Annotated in this window: 16 protein-coding genes and 1 riboswitch; of the genes, 10 read left to right on the forward strand and 6 right to left on the reverse strand. The window is 56.2% G+C overall.

Annotated features, from left to right (window positions below; all coding sequences use genetic code 11):
• Positions 1–6: 6 nt before the first annotated feature.
• From ubiC to malK, 4 genes are all read right to left on the reverse strand, one after another.
• A complete protein-coding gene (gene ubiC / locus ACOI7D_RS21895) occupies positions 7–504 on the reverse strand; it encodes a chorismate lyase (RefSeq protein ID WP_048296430.1) in 498 nt (165 codons plus the stop codon).
• A 187-nt stretch (positions 505–691) separates the two neighbouring features.
• Positions 692–1,621, reverse strand: coding sequence for a maltose operon protein MalM (gene malM, locus ACOI7D_RS21900; RefSeq protein ID WP_008807310.1), 930 nt, complete (start codon positions 1,619–1,621; stop codon positions 692–694).
• A gap of 114 nt (positions 1,622–1,735) precedes the next feature.
• Positions 1,736–3,025 (reverse strand): maltoporin, encoded by a 1,290-nt coding sequence (locus ACOI7D_RS21905; protein WP_002884747.1) that lies wholly within the window; start codon positions 3,023–3,025, stop codon positions 1,736–1,738.
• 85 nt (positions 3,026–3,110) lie between these two features.
• Positions 3,111–4,220, reverse strand: a complete 1,110-nt coding sequence (gene malK, locus ACOI7D_RS21910; RefSeq protein WP_002884743.1) for a maltose/maltodextrin ABC transporter ATP-binding protein MalK — start codon at positions 4,218–4,220, stop codon at positions 3,111–3,113.
• 370 nt (positions 4,221–4,590) lie between these two features.
• On the opposite strand from malK, the gene malE reads away from it, so the two are divergent.
• The 3 genes from malE (at position 4,591) to malG (ending at position 8,360) form a co-directional block, all read left to right on the forward strand.
• Complete coding sequence (gene malE, locus ACOI7D_RS21915; RefSeq protein ID WP_004206285.1) at positions 4,591–5,781, forward strand: maltose/maltodextrin ABC transporter substrate-binding protein MalE; 1,191 nt, start codon at positions 4,591–4,593, stop codon at positions 5,779–5,781.
• A gap of 129 nt (positions 5,782–5,910) precedes the next feature.
• Positions 5,911–7,455: a maltose ABC transporter permease MalF gene (malF, locus tag ACOI7D_RS21920; RefSeq protein ID WP_023291623.1), complete on the forward strand. Its 1,545-nt coding sequence runs from the start codon at positions 5,911–5,913 to the stop codon at positions 7,453–7,455.
• A 14-nt stretch (positions 7,456–7,469) separates the two neighbouring features.
• Positions 7,470–8,360: a maltose ABC transporter permease MalG gene (gene malG / locus ACOI7D_RS21925; RefSeq protein WP_002884725.1), complete on the forward strand. Its 891-nt coding sequence runs from the start codon at positions 7,470–7,472 to the stop codon at positions 8,358–8,360.
• A gap of 194 nt (positions 8,361–8,554) precedes the next feature.
• Here malG and psiE read toward each other — a convergent pair whose 3' ends face one another.
• Positions 8,555–8,965: a phosphate-starvation-inducible protein PsiE gene (gene psiE / locus ACOI7D_RS21930; RefSeq protein WP_004206282.1), complete on the reverse strand. Its 411-nt coding sequence runs from the start codon at positions 8,963–8,965 to the stop codon at positions 8,555–8,557.
• Between the two features lie 370 nt (positions 8,966–9,335).
• Here psiE and ACOI7D_RS21935 point away from each other — a divergent pair, with 370 nt between their 5' ends.
• The 6 genes from ACOI7D_RS21935 (at position 9,336) to ACOI7D_RS21960 (ending at position 13,213) form a co-directional block, all read left to right on the forward strand.
• Positions 9,336–10,613 (forward strand): serine dehydratase subunit alpha family protein, encoded by a 1,278-nt coding sequence (locus ACOI7D_RS21935; RefSeq protein ID WP_023291622.1) that lies wholly within the window; start codon positions 9,336–9,338, stop codon positions 10,611–10,613.
• Between the two features lie 62 nt (positions 10,614–10,675).
• The gene (locus tag ACOI7D_RS21940) at positions 10,676–11,416 is read left to right on the forward strand and encodes an AzlC family ABC transporter permease (protein ID WP_109546751.1); all 741 of its coding nucleotides are present in this window, start codon (positions 10,676–10,678) and stop codon (positions 11,414–11,416) included.
• Positions 11,409–11,729 carry an AzlD domain-containing protein gene (locus ACOI7D_RS21945; RefSeq protein WP_004206276.1) on the forward strand — a complete coding sequence of 107 codons (321 nt, stop codon included), beginning with the start codon at positions 11,409–11,411 and terminating at the stop codon, positions 11,727–11,729. Before ACOI7D_RS21940 ends, ACOI7D_RS21945 begins: the two co-directional genes overlap by 8 nt.
• 20 nt (positions 11,730–11,749) lie before the next feature.
• The gene (locus tag ACOI7D_RS21950; RefSeq protein WP_023291620.1) at positions 11,750–12,130 is read left to right on the forward strand and encodes a RidA family protein; all 381 of its coding nucleotides are present in this window, start codon (positions 11,750–11,752) and stop codon (positions 12,128–12,130) included.
• Positions 12,131–12,239: 109 nt separating this feature from the next.
• On the forward strand, positions 12,240–12,749 hold the full coding sequence (locus tag ACOI7D_RS21955; RefSeq protein ID WP_101977424.1) for a GNAT family N-acetyltransferase: 510 nt from the start codon (positions 12,240–12,242) through the stop codon (positions 12,747–12,749).
• An 8-nt stretch (positions 12,750–12,757) separates the two neighbouring features.
• Positions 12,758–13,213: an acyltransferase gene (locus ACOI7D_RS21960; RefSeq protein ID WP_032454553.1), complete on the forward strand. Its 456-nt coding sequence runs from the start codon at positions 12,758–12,760 to the stop codon at positions 13,211–13,213.
• 48 nt (positions 13,214–13,261) lie between these two features.
• On the opposite strand, the gene pgi is transcribed toward ACOI7D_RS21960, so the two are convergent.
• Positions 13,262–14,911, reverse strand: coding sequence for a glucose-6-phosphate isomerase (pgi, locus tag ACOI7D_RS21965; RefSeq protein ID WP_109546752.1), 1,650 nt, complete (start codon positions 14,909–14,911; stop codon positions 13,262–13,264).
• A gap of 348 nt (positions 14,912–15,259) precedes the next feature.
• Positions 15,260–15,495, forward strand: a riboswitch (Lysine riboswitch).
• Positions 15,496–15,674: 179 nt separating this feature from the next.
• On the opposite strand from pgi, the gene lysC reads away from it, so the two are divergent.
• Positions 15,675–17,024: a lysine-sensitive aspartokinase 3 gene (lysC, locus tag ACOI7D_RS21970; RefSeq protein ID WP_017900129.1), complete on the forward strand. Its 1,350-nt coding sequence runs from the start codon at positions 15,675–15,677 to the stop codon at positions 17,022–17,024.
• Positions 17,025–17,132 lie beyond the last annotated feature (108 nt).

Below are 17,132 nucleotides of genomic sequence, written 5' to 3' on the forward strand. Positions count from 1 at the left end.
TTCCTCTTAGTACAACGGCGACGCAGGCAAAAACAGCTCGGTCAGCAGCAGGGGTTTGCCGCTCAGCCGCAGGCGGGAACGACGCCCCCACAGCGCTGCATCGCGACCAATTTCAATAAAATCGCGGGTTAACGTCGACGACGTGAACAGGTATCGGCCCAGCGGGGTCTGCCCGAGCTGCTGTAGCGCCAGCTCCGGCCCACACAGCGTCGACTCCGGCACCACCGTGCGCCCGGCCAGCCAGGGCTCGCCATCGGCATTGAGTATAATCTCCCGCAGCCAGTAGCGCGGCTCGTCGGGCAACAGCGCCGCTTCGTCAGCCAGCGCCTCACGCCCGATATACCCTTCGTTAACCAGGGTGACGGTGACCTGCTTTCCTTGTTGCTCAAAACGCTGGGTCATTGAGTCCTCCAGCAGCAGCCAGTCACTCAGGGGCGTCGCCAGGGGCGGCATAACGGCAAAATAGCGCAGCGCACGCAGTCGCGTAAGCGCAGGATGGGACATGCCTGATTCTCCGGTACATAACGTGAGAGCATTGTATCGCAGAATAGGCGGTTGGTGGCGGGCAAACGTCAATATACGATCATTCACGCAACAGCCATGCAACAGACCGCCGCGCGTGCAAAAAAAGGTGCATCCCGGAGGATGCACCTAAAGGCTGTGCCTAAACATCAGCATTGTGGGGAGACGATTACCCCTTGCCTTTTACACTGCTGATAAAGGTGGAACGAGCGGATTTGGAGCCGAGGCGCTCAGCTTCGTTCATCAATTTCAGGGCTTTGTCGATGTCACCTTGTTTCACCGCCTGCTTAATACCGTTGTTGAAGTAGGTCTCGGTATCGCTGAGCATCGGTTCGCTTTTGGCGGCCGGCGCCGCAGCGGCTGCGGCGGCTGGCGCAGCTACCGGCGCCGCGGTGTTACCGACGGTGACCGGGCCCGGGCCGGAGGAGCCGAACAGCGGCCCCACCAGCACGCTGGAGGTGCTGTTGGTTTTCACTTTCAGCTTCAGCACGCCATCGGTGGTATGTTTGGCGATCGGATCCGGGATGTCCGGCGCCGCATTGCCTGCGCCTTTGGCATAGGCCTTCGCCGGATCCAGCAGGGTGGTGGTCTGCTGGAGATCTTTCTCAGTGGTAAACACCAGCACATAGAGCTTCTGCTGGCCCAGCGCCGGGGTCAGGCGCATCACACCGCCCAGGCGATCGGCAGTCATCACGCCCGGCTGCTGATAGGTAAAGTAGTTGCTGGGAAAGAACGCCGCTGGCGTCATGTTCTGGTCGAGAATCAGCACGTTCGGCGCAAAAATCTGTTTATGTTTGTTCAGTTCGCTGTCGAGGGTCAGGGTCAGCTCACCGATATTGGCCGGCACGCTCCAGGCGGCGACCGGTCCGACGATCCCTGGAACATCCAGGCGTTGACCGCCGGTGGTTAAATCTACGCTCTGCGTCTTCGATTGATCGGCAGGCGTCCAGATCAGCTGCTGCAGCGCGCTGGCTGGAATAGACGGCGCGGCGCTGGTGTTCTGCGGTACAAAGTTAACATCGGCAAGGCTCATCCCCGGCACGCATGCCAACATCCCTGCGGATAAACACAGAGCGACGAGAGTTTTCTTCATTTTCATTCTTCTCACCTTGGATAGCATCGGTTTAGCGGTAGCCAGGCAATAGCGCGCTAACCCTGAATAGTCAGGAGGGGCCGATGCCCCTCCCAGGTTACACCCGTCCTGCGGACGGTATTACCACCACACTTCCATCTGGGCACCGAAGGTAACTTCGCTGTCGTCACCGCGGCTGGAGGTGAAAGCGCCGCTTCCGCTGCTGTCTTTCGTCTGCAGACCAGAGGTGTTGCTGTAGCCCCAGTTTTCATCCCACTTCGCGTAGGTTGCGAAGATACGGATAGCCGGACGAGACCAGACGCTGTTGCCTGCCTGCCACTGTTGAGCCAGAGTAATTTTGTACTGGTTGTTGTTTTCGCTGGTACGCTGAGATTTCACGTTGTCGTAACCGATTTCCAGCTGGGTGCTCATGATCGGCGTCCATTTGTACATCGGACGAACACCCACGGTGTACCAGGTGGAGCCGTTTTTGCTGTCCAGATCCACGTCCTGGTACATCGCAACGTACATCAGGCCCCAGTCATCGTTGAAGTCCATCGCGCCGTGATCCAGAACGCGGATCATGCTGCCGTTGTTATCGATGCTGGTTCCCTGAGAGTGGCCGCTGTTCCAGGAGGTCATTGCGTCAGTGGCGTACTGAACCACAAACTTGTTGAAGCCGCCCCAGATGGACTGAGTATGTTCACCGGTCCACATCCAGCCGTCTTTCGACGCGCCGTCTTCCAGGCGATAGTCATCCTGCGGGTTCGCACGGCCGTAATCGACGCCTAACTCCAGCACGCCGCCCGGGTTGGTTTCCAGGCCCGCCAGACGGATGTCAAAGACGTCGTTGGCAGTTTTCGCAGCATATTTCTTGGTGTCATCGCTGGAGAAAGTATAAGAGCCGCCGCTTTCTGAGTTACGGGTAGCGGCCAGAGAGAGCTTACCGAAGCCAAGGTCAACGTTTTCCAGACCTGCACCCGGGCCGGAGATATCCCAGTAGTAGAAGTCGATCATGTGAACGTCATGACGCTGATAGAAGCGTTTACCCGCCCACAGCGTGGAGCCCGGCAGCCAGTCGATCAGGTTTTTACCCTGGATGTTGGCTTCACGGAACGCCGGAGAGGTGCTTTCCCAGTCATCTTCCTGATTCACGGAATAGGCAACGTTAGTATCGAAATAAAAACTCTTATCTCCTTCCTTCCACAGCTCCTGGCCCAGCTTCAGTTCCGCATAGGTTTCACATTCGTTACCAAGACGGTATTTACTTTGAGCGCCGGTCGCTTTGAAGCACTGTTGCTCGCCGCCGCTGCCGGTCCAGCCAATGCCGGAACGCGCGTAGCCATGGAAATCGACAGCCAGCGCCTGAGCAGACATAACGCCTGCCGCGACGGCGACCGCCAGTGGAAGTTTGCGCAGAGTAATCATCATTCTATCTCCTGAGATCATTGCTTTTCTTTGCACGCTTCGCCGGTGTACCGCCAGCCGGGTTCGCGCCTTTTTTTAATGGGAAGCCTTACACGCCCGGCTCTTTATGCAGCCGACGACAAGCGGTGCCATCCTCACGGAATAAATGGCAACGTTCTGGCGGCAAACCGATAGCGAATGTGGCTCCCTCTTCTACCAACACCACGTCGTTCTGGCGGTAGACCAGGTTTTGACGGATGGCGGGGATCTGGATATGAATTTGCGTTTCGTGACCTAACTGCTCGACAACCTGAACCTCGCCTTCGAGGGTCACATCGGCGATATCGCTGGGCAGTAAATGCTCCGGGCGGATACCTAAGGACATGTTGGCGCCCGCCTGAACGTTGGCGCTGTCCACCGGTAGCCAGATTTGCTGACGGTTTGGCAGTTCAACCTGCACCTGATCGATAGCCGTCGCGGTGACTTTGACCGGCAGGAAGTTCATCTTCGGTGAACCGATAAAGCCGGCGACGAAGCGGTCAGCCGGATAGTGATAGAGTTCCAGCGGTTTCCCGACCTGCGCCACACGGCCGGCGTCGAGGACCACGATCTTGTCCGCGAGGGTCATCGCTTCCACCTGATCGTGGGTCACATAGATCATGGTGCGGCCCAGTCGCTTATGCAGACGGGAGATTTCGATACGCATCTGAACGCGCAGGGCGGCATCGAGGTTGGAGAGCGGCTCATCCAGCAGGAAGACGCTCGGCTCAGCCACCAGCGTACGGCCAATCGCCACACGCTGGCGCTGACCGCCGGAGAGGGCTTTCGGTTTACGCTCCAGCAGATGGGCCAGCTGCAGCACTTCCGCCACCTGGGTCACCCGCTGGTTAATCAGATCTTTTTTCGCGCCGGCCAGCTTCAGGCCAAACGACATATTTTCCGCAACGGAAAGGTGGGGATAGAGCGCATAAGACTGGAATACCATCCCAACGCCGCGTTCTGCCGGTGGGATCTCGTTCATGCGGGTGTCACCGATAAACAGGTCCCCGCTGGTAATAGTTTCTAACCCGGCAATCATACGCAGCAGGGTAGATTTGCCGCAGCCCGATGGCCCGACAAACACGACGAATTCCCCTTCGTGGATATCGAGATTGATATCTTTCGATACCACCACGTCACCCCAGGCTTTCGTTACATTTCGCAGCTGTACGCTCGCCATGCCCTTCTCCCTTCGTTACAACCTGTCACTAACAGTCACATTCAAGATGGGTCGACTATGCGGCATTCATTAGCCGGGCAAATCCTCCACCCCCCGGCTTTTTTATGGGGGAGGAGATGGGAGGATGAGAGATTGGCTCTCGCCGCGGGGGATGGCGGGCAGCGGGTGATTTCGTGATGGAGGCGACAAAATTGGGCGCTTTTTTCTGTGCTCCAGGACGCAATACGGCCGTTTTTGCAATGGAGATCACACAACCAGCGGGTGGGGCGTAGACCTGGGGAGGATGGAAAGGGGTTGTTAAAAAAGGAAACTCATCATCGTTAAGCCACCGAAGTGTATCCACGAGTACAACACCAAAAAGGACGGGTATATGAAAATCAAAACTGGCGCTCGCATCCTCGCGCTGTCGGCACTGACCACGATGATGTTTTCCGCCTCTGCCCTCGCGAAAATTGAAGAAGGTAAGCTGGTTATCTGGATTAACGGCGACAAAGGCTACAACGGCCTCGCTGAAGTGGGTAAAAAGTTTGAAAAAGACACCGGCATTAAAGTTTCTGTAGAACACCCGGACAAGCTGGAAGAGAAATTCCCGCAGGTTGCGGCGACCGGCGACGGCCCGGACATCATCTTCTGGGCGCATGACCGTTTCGGCGGCTACGCGCAGTCCGGCCTGCTGGCGGAAATCACCCCGGACAAAGCGTTCCAGGACAAACTCTATCCGTTCACCTGGGATGCCGTTCGCTATAACGGCAAACTGATCGCCTACCCGATCGCGGTGGAAGCGCTGTCCCTGATTTACAACAAAGACCTGGTGCCGAACCCGCCGAAGACCTGGGAAGAGATCCCGGCGCTGGATAAAGAACTGAAAGCGAAAGGTAAGAGCGCGCTGATGTTCAACCTGCAGGAACCGTACTTCACCTGGCCGCTGATCGCTGCCGACGGCGGATACGCGTTCAAGTTTGAAAACGGCAAGTACGATGTGAAAGACGTCGGCGTGGACAGCGCAGGCGCGAAAGCGGGCCTGACCTTCCTGGTTGACCTGATCAAGAACAAGCACATGAATGCCGATACCGATTACTCCATCGCAGAAGCGGCCTTCAACAAAGGTGAAACCGCGATGACCATCAACGGTCCGTGGGCGTGGTCTAACATCGATAAGAGCAAGGTTAACTACGGCGTAACCCTGCTGCCGACCTTTAAAGGCAAACCATCGAAACCGTTCGTTGGCGTGCTGAGCGCGGGGATCAACGCCGCCAGCCCGAACAAAGAGCTGGCGAAAGAGTTCCTCGAAAACTACCTGATGACCGATCAGGGTCTGGAATCCGTTAACAACGACAAACCGCTGGGTGCGGTGGCGCTGAAATCCTTCCAGGAAAAACTGGAAAAAGATCCGCGCATCGCTGCCACCATGGCGAACGCCCAGAAAGGCGAAATTATGCCTAACATCCCGCAGATGTCTGCCTTCTGGTATGCCGTTCGTACCGCGGTTATCAACGCCGCCAGCGGTCGTCAGACTGTCGATGCTGCGCTGAAGGATGCCCAGAGCCGTATCACTAAGTAATGCTGTAGCGTACGTGCCGGATGGCGGCATGAATGCCTTATCCGGCCTACACAATCCGTAGGCCGGATAAGCGCAGCGCCATCAGGCACTGACGCCGACAGATGTTTAACGCTGTAGAGGATGATCCCCATGGATGCCGTTAAAAAGAGACACTGGTGGCAAAGTCCGCAACTCACATGGTCTGTGATTGGCTTACTGTGCCTGCTGGTGGGTTACCTTGTTGTTTTGATGTACGCCCAGGGGGAGTACCTGTTCGCCATCATGACGCTGATTTTAAGCTCAGTTGGCCTGTATATTTTCGCTAATCGCAAGGCCTATGCCTGGCGCTATGTCTATCCCGGCCTCGCCGGCATGGGCCTGTTTGTCCTGTTTCCGCTGATCTGTACTATCGCTATCGCGTTCACCAACTACAGCAGCACCAACCAGCTGACCTTTGAGCGCGCGCAGCAGGTGCTGATGGATCGCTCCTTCCAGGCCGGCAAAGCCTATAACTTCACGCTGATCCCGGCAGGCGACGAGTGGAAGCTGGCCCTGACCGATGGCGAGAGCGGTAAAAACTACCTTTCCGACGCCTTTAAATTCGGCGGCGAGCAGAAGCTGGCGTTAAAAGAAACTGATGCCCTGCCGGAAGGCGAGCGCGCCAACCTGCGCGTCATTACCCAGAACCGCACCGCGCTGAACCAGCTGACCGCCGTACTGCCTGATGACAGCAAAGTGATCATGAGCTCGCTGCGCCAGTTCTCCGGCACCCAACCGCTGTATACGCTTGGCGAAAACGGCGAGCTGACCAACAATCAAACCCACGTCAAATACCGCCCGAACAACGACGTTGGTTTCTACCAGGCAATCAACGCCGACGGTAGCTGGGGCACAGAAAAGCTGAGCCCGGGCTACACCGTGACTATCGGCTGGGATAACTTTACCCGCGTCTTCCACGATGAAGGCATCCAGAAACCGTTCTTCGCCATCTTCGTCTGGACGGTGGTGTTCTCGGTTCTGACCGTGGTGCTGACCGTCGCGGTGGGGATGATCCTCGCCTGCCTGGTGCAGTGGGAAGCGCTGAAAGGCAAAGCAATTTACCGTGTCCTGCTGATTCTGCCGTATGCCGTACCGTCATTTATTTCGATTCTGATTTTCAAAGGCCTGTTCAACCAGAGCTTTGGTGAAATCAACATGATGCTCAGCGCGCTGTTCGGCATTAAACCGGCGTGGTTTAGCGACCCGACCACCGCGCGCACCATGATCATCATCGTCAACACCTGGCTGGGCTACCCGTACATGATGATCCTGTGCATGGGGCTGCTGAAGGCGATTCCGGACGATCTGTACGAAGCGTCGGCAATGGATGGCGCCGGCCCGTTCCAGAACTTCTTTAAAATTACCTTCCCGCTGCTGATTAAGCCGCTGACGCCGCTGATGATCGCCAGCTTCGCCTTTAACTTTAACAACTTCGTCCTGATTCAACTGTTGACCAACGGCGGTCCGGACCGTCTCGGTACCACCACCCCGGCCGGTTATACCGACCTGCTGGTGAGCTACACCTACCGTATCGCCTTTGAAGGCGGCGGCGGTCAGGACTTCGGCCTGGCGGCGGCTATCGCAACGCTTATCTTCCTGCTGGTTGGCGCGTTAGCGATTGTGAACCTGAAAGCCACACGCATGAAGTTTGATTAAGGGAGATAACGATAATGGCTATGGTCCAACCCAAATCGCAGAAGCTACGTTTATTTACCACGCATCTCCTGCTACTGATTTTTATCGCCGCGATTATGTTTCCGCTGCTGATGGTTATCGCCATCTCGCTGCGCGAAGGCAACTTCGCCACCGGCAGCCTGATCCCGGATACCATCTCCTGGGAACACTGGCGTCTGGCGTTAGGCTTCAGCGTCGAACACGCGGATGGCCGCGTCACGCCGCCGCCGTTCCCGGTCCTGCTGTGGCTGTGGAACTCGATTAAGGTCGCCGGGATTACCGCGATCGGCATCGTCGCCCTCTCCACCACCTGTGCCTACGCTTTTGCCCGTATGCGCTTCCCGGGGAAAGCGACCCTGCTGAAAGGGATGCTGATTTTCCAGATGTTCCCGGCGGTGCTGTCGCTGGTTGCCCTGTACGCGTTGTTTGACCGCCTGGGCCAGTACATCCCGTTCGTCGGCCTCAACACCCACGGCGGCGTGATCTTTGCCTACATGGGCGGTATCGCCCTGCACGTCTGGACGATTAAAGGCTACTTCGAAACCATCGATGGCTCGCTGGAAGAAGCGGCGGCGCTGGATGGCGCGACCCCATGGCAGGCGTTCCGCCTCGTGCTGCTGCCGCTGTCGGTGCCGATTCTGGCGGTGGTCTTTATTCTGTCGTTCATCGCCGCCATCACCGAAGTGCCGGTCGCCTCGCTGCTGCTGCGCGATGTGAACAGCTATACCCTGGCGGTAGGTATGCAACAGTATCTCAACCCGCAGAACTATCTGTGGGGCGATTTTGCCGCCGCGGCGGTGCTCTCCGCCATCCCAATCACGGTAGTGTTCCTGCTGGCGCAGCGCTGGCTGGTGAACGGCCTGACGGCGGGTGGGGTGAAAGGTTAAGTTTTTTTTGTAACACCGGCCCCAAATTTCAGATGGGGGCCGACGGTCTAGCCGCAATACACGACCCCAACCGGGTATTGTCGCCGTCGCCCTCAGCTGAAAAAGTAAGGCCAATGCCACTGCTATCCTCAACTGGACCCTACATAAATTCTATTTGTGACTGTTGGTCAGCGGCCCTGGAGGCCGCTTTTTTTTTATTCGCGTTTCAGGCGATTGGAGTTACACAGCCAGAGCGTAATCACCAGGATCAGGATCGCGGCGGAGTATATGAGCACCGCCATCGGCGATTCATGATCGATGATGATCAAACGCACAATCGCGGTGATGCCGATATAGACGAAATAGCGCAGCGGGAAGTGGAACCCCGACTGAAAATACTTGACGATCAGCGCAATAAATTCGAAGTAGAGAAAGTAGACCACCAGTCCTTCCACCAGCCGGTACTTACTGGTCGGCTCCGGGGTAAAGAGGACATCGGCCAGATGCAGCGTCTCTTTACCGAGGAAGACGATCAGGATAATCCCCAGGCACAGCAGCCCCAGATTCAAAACCGTTTGCATCGCAGTGGCGATAAAATTCACCAGTGGGCGATAAACCGACGACATATTCACACCTCATAATCAGTCCTTGTTGCGTCCGGTATAGCGCAAAAGTGTGATCCAGATCTACAGTTACCCCTCACCGCGTGGGCTTTCCACGTTTGCGCCCTCAGGACAGGATTTCGGCAAAAGAGAAAAATGCTCTCCTTAACGGCGTGTGATCGACATAACTGAATCCCCTTTTTTGTATAAAACTATCCCTGCACAATCATTGTTAATCAATAAGTTAATTTACATACAGGCCTGCATGTTTAGATAAGGCTAAAAATAAAATTTTTCTCCAGACCTCAATAAATAAAGGGTTATTTGAGAAAGTTTTTTTCTGCCGATTCCCTTAGCATATTTCCTCATCATCTTACGTCCAGGAATCATAATAATGTCTGACCAAGCATCCTCACTTTTTATTCGCTGGCTACAGCGAGAAGTCGCACCAGCATTAGGTTGTACGGAACCTGTTGCTATTTCATTTACCACCGCTTACGCCGCGAAACATTTAGCGACACCCTGCGAAAAAATTAGCGGTTTTATTTCTGCCAACCTGTATAAAAACGCCACGGGCGTCACGATTCCCGGCACGACAGTTAATGGCGTCGCGCTGGCCGCCGCCATCGGCGCCTTTGGTGGCGATGCCGATAAGGGATTACAGACCCTGGCAGGCATTACTTCACAGCATGTGGAACAGGCACAAGCGCTGGTGGATGCCGGCCACGTTACTATTGACGTCCAGGATACGCCTGACTTTATTCATCTCGATCTCACCCTCAGCGCCGGTGACCAGACCTGTCGCGTCGTGGTAAAAGGCACGCATACCAATGTGGTCGAGTTATATATTAATGGCGAACAGCAGCCATTACACGCCGGGGAAAATAGCGCCACAGCGCAGACTGAACTGCCAACTTTCTCTCTCCAGGAAGCGTATGACTTTATTATCTCCACCCCGGTTGAGAATATTACGTTTATTCTGGAAGCCGCCCGCCTCAATAGCGCACTGGCTGCAGAAGGCAAATCGAAAAAGTATGGGTTGAATATTAACGGAACATTCTCTGAAGCCGTTAAAAATGGTTTGTTAAGTAATGACTTAATGAGCGAGGTCATTATCAACACCGTCGCAGCTTCCGATGCGCGTATGGGCGGAGCCCCGGTGGTCGCCATGTCGAACTTCGGCTCTGGCAACCAGGGGATCGCGGCGACCATGCCGGTAGTTACCGTCGCCGAGCATCTGAATGCCGATGAAGAGACGCTCGCTCGCGCGCTGGCGCTCTCGCATCTGACGGCCATTTCCATCCATTCGCGCTATACCCGCCTGTCCGCACTGTGCGCGGCCTCTACCGCCGCCATGGGCGCCGCCGCCGGTATGGCATGGCTGTTTACCCGCAATATCGAAACCATCAACACCGCCATCATCAATATGATTAGCGATGTTACCGGCATGATTTGCGATGGCGCTTCCAACAGCTGCGCGATGAAGGTCTCCTCGGTGGTTTCCAGCGCCTTTAAATCTGTGTTGATGGCGATGCAAAACCGCTGCGCCAGCGCCAACGACGGCATTGTCTGCGCCGACGTCGAACAGTCGATTAATAACCTGTGCCGCCTCGTGATTAAGCCTATGGCGCAAACCGATAAAGAGATCATTCGCATTATGGTCAGCAAATAAGACCAGCCCTTTTGTACCCTACGCAATAATGATTTATTGCCTGCACCAACAGGTATTTTACGATGAATAAAAAAGTCATATTACGCGGCGCCAGCGCCATTATGCCCCTGTGCATCGGGGACTTTCCTTTCTCGTTCATTGTTGGCGCATTAAGCGTCAGCGCCGGCATGAGCGTCTGGCAAAGTACCGCGTGGTCGGCGATTGTGATTGCCGGTTCGGCGCAAATGCTGGCACTGAATATGTTAAAAACCGGCGCCACGCTCGGCGTGATTATTTTCACCACATTAATTATTAATCTTCGCCATGTGCTGTATAGCGCCTCTATTTCCGGCACCGTGCGCGAAGCCTCATTCTTTAAAAAATGCTTTATGTCCTATGCGCTCACCGACGAGGTGTATGCCACCACCGTTAAAGAGATGGAAGGAAATAAAAAGGAAAAATATCTGTTTTATGGTTCCGCGATGGTCACCTTCTGGGCGATTTGGGTGCTGGCCGATTTTCTTGGCGCGCTGGTCGGCGCCTCGTTTCCCCACATTGAGAAATACGGTCTTGATTTCGCCATGGTCGCCGCCTTTATCGCCATCGTGGTGCCACAAATTAAAAGCCAGGCCTGCACCGTCGCCGCGGTAGTGGCCGCCGTTTCCGGCGTGCTGTTAGTGGTCCTGCCCTACTCGCTGGGTATCGTCGTCGCCTCCGTGCTCGGCGTCCTCGCCGGCCTGTGCGTCGACCTGGCGGAAGAGCGCAAGCAGAGGGCAACAACCGAATCCGATATGCCGTTAGTGGAGGCGCTGGAAAATGAGTAATAGCTATTTTATCGCCCTGACGCTGGGCATGGCCGCGGTCACTTTTCTTATTCGTTTCTCGTTTATCGGCCTGGCCGGCAAGATCCAGATGTCTGAGCGGGTGACCAAAACATTGCGCTTCGTGCCGGTCACCGTCCTGCCGGCCATCATCACCATTCAGATCCTGAGCGTGAATTCCAGCATGGAGTTCGACTTAAAAAATCCGAAGGTGATCGCCGCCATTATCTGTACGCTCGCCAGCTTCCGTTTAGGTCTGGTGTGGGTGGTGGTGAGCGGCGTCGGCTCGCTGGTGCTGTTGAATTATTTTCTGTAACTGTTTGAAGGGGTAACCACATGATTATTACTACCGCTGACGCGCCCGCCGCGATTGGTCCGTACGTTCAGGGCGTCAATCTCGGCGCGATGACCCTCACCTCCGGCCAGCTGCCCATTAATCCGCAGGACGGCACCATGCCCGACGACATTGCCGAACAGACGCGCCAGTCGCTGGAGAACGTGAAAGCCATCGTCGAAGCCGCCGGCCTCACCGTTGGTCAGATCGTCAAAACCACGGTGTTTGTGAAAGACCTGGCGGATTTTGCCGCCATTAATGCCGCCTACGAGGCCTTCTTTACCGAACATCAGGCGGCCTTTCCGGCGCGCTCCTGCGTGGAAGTAGCCAGGTTACCGAAAGACGCTGGCGTCGAAATCGAAGCGATCGCTTTCGCCCGTTAATCCCCCCGGCTGGAGGAAGAACCTCCAGCCCCTTCCCCACCGATTTTTGTCGTTCCACGTTGTTCATATTACAGGCACTATAGCCACTGAACGACCCGAGGAACGCAGCATGTTAACTATCCGAAAGGCATTGCCCGAGGACGCGCCACAACTGAGCGCGATGGGTTATGCCAGTTACCAGCACCACTTCGCCCATCTCTGGCGCAATGCCGATGAACTGGCGTTATTTCTTAAGCAAGAATATGCCGAAGATGCGCTACGTCGGAGTCTTACCGATGCCAACCATCATTGGCTCATCGCCGAAGCCGCTTCCCCCGTTGGTTTCGCTAAATATAGCTATCAGCAGCGAATGGCTGAAGATGGCACGATGGGTACGCTGCTGCATAAGCTCTACCTGATGCCGGGGGAGACTGGCCACCGCTACGGCGAGCAGATTTTTCACGCCGTCGAGACGCGAGCAAAAACGGCCGGCGAACGCTGGCTGTGGCTGGAAGTACTCGCCGCGAATCCCGCCGCGCGCCGTTTTTACGAACGCCAGGGGATGCAGCACATCAGAGACACGACTTTCCATTCCGCCAGCCAGCAAAGCACCTTACATATTCTGGCCAAACCGCTGTGAGAGGAACTATGCCTGAGCTTCGTGATACCGGCGTACGTAACGTCGTCTGTGGGAAAAATGTCGTTATTTACCAGCCCGCCAACCTGTACGACTGCACGCTGGGTGATAACGTCTTCGTTGGACCGTTCGTTGAGATCCAGGGGAATACCCGCATCGGCGCGGAGAGTAAAATCCAGTCGCATACCTTTATCTGCGAGTACGTCACCATTGGCCGGCGCTGTTTTATCGGTCACGGGGTGATGTTCGCCAACGACCTGTTTCGCGACGGCAAACCAAACGCCGACCGCGCCAGCTGGGGGCGGATTGAGATTGGCGATGACGTGTCGATCGGTAGCGGCGCCACGATTCTGGCCGTCAGCATCTGCGACGGCGTGGTGATTGGCGCGGGCAGCGTGGTGACGAAGTCCATCACCGAGAAAGGCGTGTGGGCGGGGAATCCAGCCCGCCTGCTGCGGCGGCTGTAAAAAAAATGCCGACCATAAGGTCGGCATTTCGTCTTAACGGCACAAGCGTTATGCGCGCCAGGCTTTATAACGGTTAATCAGACCGTTAGTGGAGCTGTCGTGGCTGCTGACTTCGCTGCCGTCTTTCAGCTCCGGCAGGATGCGGTTAGCCAGCTGTTTGCCCAGCTCAACGCCCCACTGGTCGAAAGTGAAGATGTTAAGGATCGCGCCCTGGGTGAAGATTTTGTGCTCGTACAGAGCAATCAGCGCCCCGAGGCTGAACGGGGTGATCTCACGCAGCAGGATAGAGTTAGTCGGGCGGTTGCCTTCGAACACTTTGAACGGCACCACGTGCTCCAGGGTCGCCGGATCTTTACCCTGATCGCGATATTCCTGCTCCACCACTTCACGGGATTTACCGAAGGCCAGGGCCTCGGTCTGGGCGAAGAAGTTGGACAGCAGCTTCGGATGATGATCGGAGAGCGGGTTGTGGGTGATAGCCGGGGCGATGAAATCGCACGGTACCATTTTGGTGCCCTGATGGATCAGCTGGTAGAACGCGTGCTGACCGTTGGTGCCCGGCTCGCCCCAGATAATCGGGCCAGTCTGGTAGTCCACGGCGTGGCCGTTACGGTCGACATACTTACCATTGGACTCCATGTTGCCCTGCTGGAAGTAGGCGGCAAAACGGTGCATGTACTGGTCGTACGGCAGAATCGCTTCGGTTTCCGCGCCGAAGAAGTTGTTGTACCAGATACCGATCAGCGCCAGCAGCACCGGCAGGTTTTTCTCCGCCGGGGTGGTGGAGAAGTGCTTATCCATCGCATGCGCGCCAGACAGCAGCTCAACGAAGTTGTCGAAGCCCACGGAGAGAATGATGGACAGGCCAATCGCCGACCACAGGGAGTAACGGCCGCCAACCCAGTCCCAGAATTCGAACATGTTGGCGGTGTCGATGCCGAACTCGCCAACCGCTTTCGCGTTGGTGGAGAGCGCCGCGAAGTGTTTAGCCACATGCTTGTCGTCGCCCGCGGTCGCCAGGAACCAGTCGCGCGCGCTGTGGGCGTTGGTCATGGTCTCCTGAGTGGTGAAGGTTTTGGACGCGACCAGGAACAGGGTGGTTTCCGGGTTGACGTTCTTCAGCACTTCGGCGATGTGGGTGCCATCGACGTTGGAGACAAAGTGCATGTTGAGGTGATTTTTATACGGACGCAGCGCTTCGGTGACCATGAACGGACCGAGGTCGGAGCCACCGATACCAATGTTGACCACGTCGGTGATCGGTTTGCCGGTGTAGCCTTTCCAGCTGCCGGAGATAATCGCTTCAGAGAAGGCTTTCATCTTCTCCAGCACAGCGTTCACTTCCGGCATCACATCTTTGCCATCAACCACAATCGGCGTATTGCTGCGGTTGCGCAGCGCGACGTGGAGTACCGCGCGATCTTCGGTGCGGTTGATCTTTTCACCGGAGAACATCGACTTGATGGCGCCTGCGAGATCGGTCTCTTTCGCCAGATCCTGCAGTTTAGCCAGCGTCTCTTGGGTGATGCGGTTTTTGGAGAAGTCCACCAGCATCAGATCGTCGAACGTCGCGGAAAACTTAGAAAAACGGTCGCTATCTTTGGCGAACAGCTCGCTGATAGTGACATCTTTCATTTCGTCGAAGTGTTTCTGTAATGCCTGCCAGGCAGAGGTCTGCGTTGGGTTGATGTTTTTCATTAGCAATACTCTTCTGATTTGAGATTGTGACTTCGGTCGATTGTAGCGCCGGTGACGGAAAATTGTGATGATTTTTGTGACTTGTCCCTGACGCCGGTCAGGAATCGGGTCAAAACGGAGTAAAAAGCCCCATTAGTATAGCTATCATAAGGCTTTTTTCTGTTAGCGGCAGGGGCATGAAAAATCCGCATAACCGCAGCGTTGACATAGCTGGCGTTAAGCCTTTATATATCCGCAGTGCTTACGTATTGTAAGTATCTATTGCTCGCGCATTTCACGCTACAGCGAAAGGGTATTCGCGGGGGATATAATGTCCTTATTCCCCCGGCCAGGTGAAAGACGTCGGTAATTGCCAGAAGAGGTGCGTTGCCCAGGTAACCGTATTGGAGGAACCAGTCCGGCGAAAATACGTGAGGGGGAGCAACGCCGAGGTGAAAGAGCGTCTGGTTACGCTCCTCACCGGCCACAGGGGCTGAATCCCCTGGGTTGTCACCAGAAACGTTCGCAGTCGGGCGTTTCATACCCGAACACTTCAGCGCCCAGAGCGGTGAGTCGGGTCTACAAGGTGGAGCACTTCTGGGTGACATCGTAGTTGTTTATCATTCTGCGCCACCCTGTTTATCGCTCTTCCCTTGTGCCATGGCTGAATAATTTGGCCTGGCTTATTAAGACATTTTGTTGCGATCCGGCGGCATCCAGCCCCTGTCAGGATCGGTGTTCAGGAATCGTTTTAATAAGTCAGGCCCCCTGACACGAGGTTGTTATGACAGATTTAGTCGTCGCCAAATTTGGCGGCACCAGCGTTGCTGATTTTGACGCGATGAACCGCAGCATTGATGTGGCGCTGCTCGATGCCAATACCCGTATTGTTGTGCTCTCCGCCTCTGCCGGCGTGACCAACATTCTGGTGGCCTTAGCGGAAGGGCTGGAACCCACCGAACGTTTTTCCCAGCTGGACGCTCTGCGCCAGATCCAGTTCAATATTCTGGAGCGTTTGCGCTATCCCAACGTGATCCGCGAAGAGATTGAGCGCCTGCTGGAAAATATCACCACGCTGGCGGAAGCCGCCGCGCTCGCCTCCTCTAGCGCGCTGACTGACGAACTGGTCAGCCATGGCGAACTGATGTCCACCTTGCTGTTTGTGGAGATTCTGCGTGAGCGCGGAATTCAGGCGCAGTGGTTTGACGCCCGTAAAGTGCTGCGCACTAACGATCGCTTTGGTCGCGCCGAACCGGATATCGCCGCCGTCGCCGAACTGACTCAGCAGCAGCTGACGCCGCGTCTGGCGGAAGGCCTGGTGGTGACGCAGGGCTTTATCGGCAGCGAAGCGAAAGGCCGCACCACCACCCTCGGCCGCGGCGGCAGCGACTATACCGCCGCTCTGCTCGGCGAAGCGCTGAATGCCACCCGCGTCGATATCTGGACCGATGTGCCCGGGATCTATACGACCGACCCACGCGTCGCGCCTGCGGCGAAACGCATCGACGTCATCGCCTTTGAAGAGGCGGCGGAAATGGCCACCTTTGGCGCCAAAGTGCTGCACCCGGCGACCCTGCTGCCTGCCGTGCGCAGCGATATCCCGGTATTTGTCGGCTCCAGTAAAGAACCTAAAGCGGGCGGTACGCTGGTGTGTAAAACCACCGAGAACCCGCCGCTGTTCCGCGCGCTGGCGCTGCGTCGCCGCCAGACGCTGCTGACGCTGCACAGCCTGAATATGCTGCACTCCCGCGGCTTCCTCGCCGAAGTGTTCGGTATTCTGGCGCGCCATAACATCTCCGTCGATTTGATCACCACCTCCGAAGTGAGCGTGGCCCTGACCATGGACACCACTGGCTCAACCTCTGCGGGCGATACCCTGCTGACCCAGGCGCTGCTGACCGAGCTCTCCTCGCTGTGCCGCGTGGAAGTGGAAGAAGACCTGGCGCTGGTTGCCCTGATCGGCAACGAACTGTCGAAAGCCTGCGGCGTCGGCAAAGAGGTGTTTGGCGTCCTTGATCCGTTTAACATCCGCATGATCTGCTATGGCGCGTCCAGCCACAACCTCTGCTTCCTGGTGCCTGGCGCCGATGCGGAGAAGGTGGTGCAGACGTTGCATCATAATTTGTTTGAATAAAATTCCTTAGCACGATAAACAATACCTATAGCCGGGCTCGAACCCGGCTTTTTTATAACAACATCAACACAACCAGCTGACCTGCTCGCCGCCCTACCGGGACGGCGC

This window comes from Klebsiella sp. C360 (assembly GCF_048822415.1).
GTDB classification, from domain to species: domain Bacteria; phylum Pseudomonadota; class Gammaproteobacteria; order Enterobacterales; family Enterobacteriaceae; genus Klebsiella; species Klebsiella quasipneumoniae.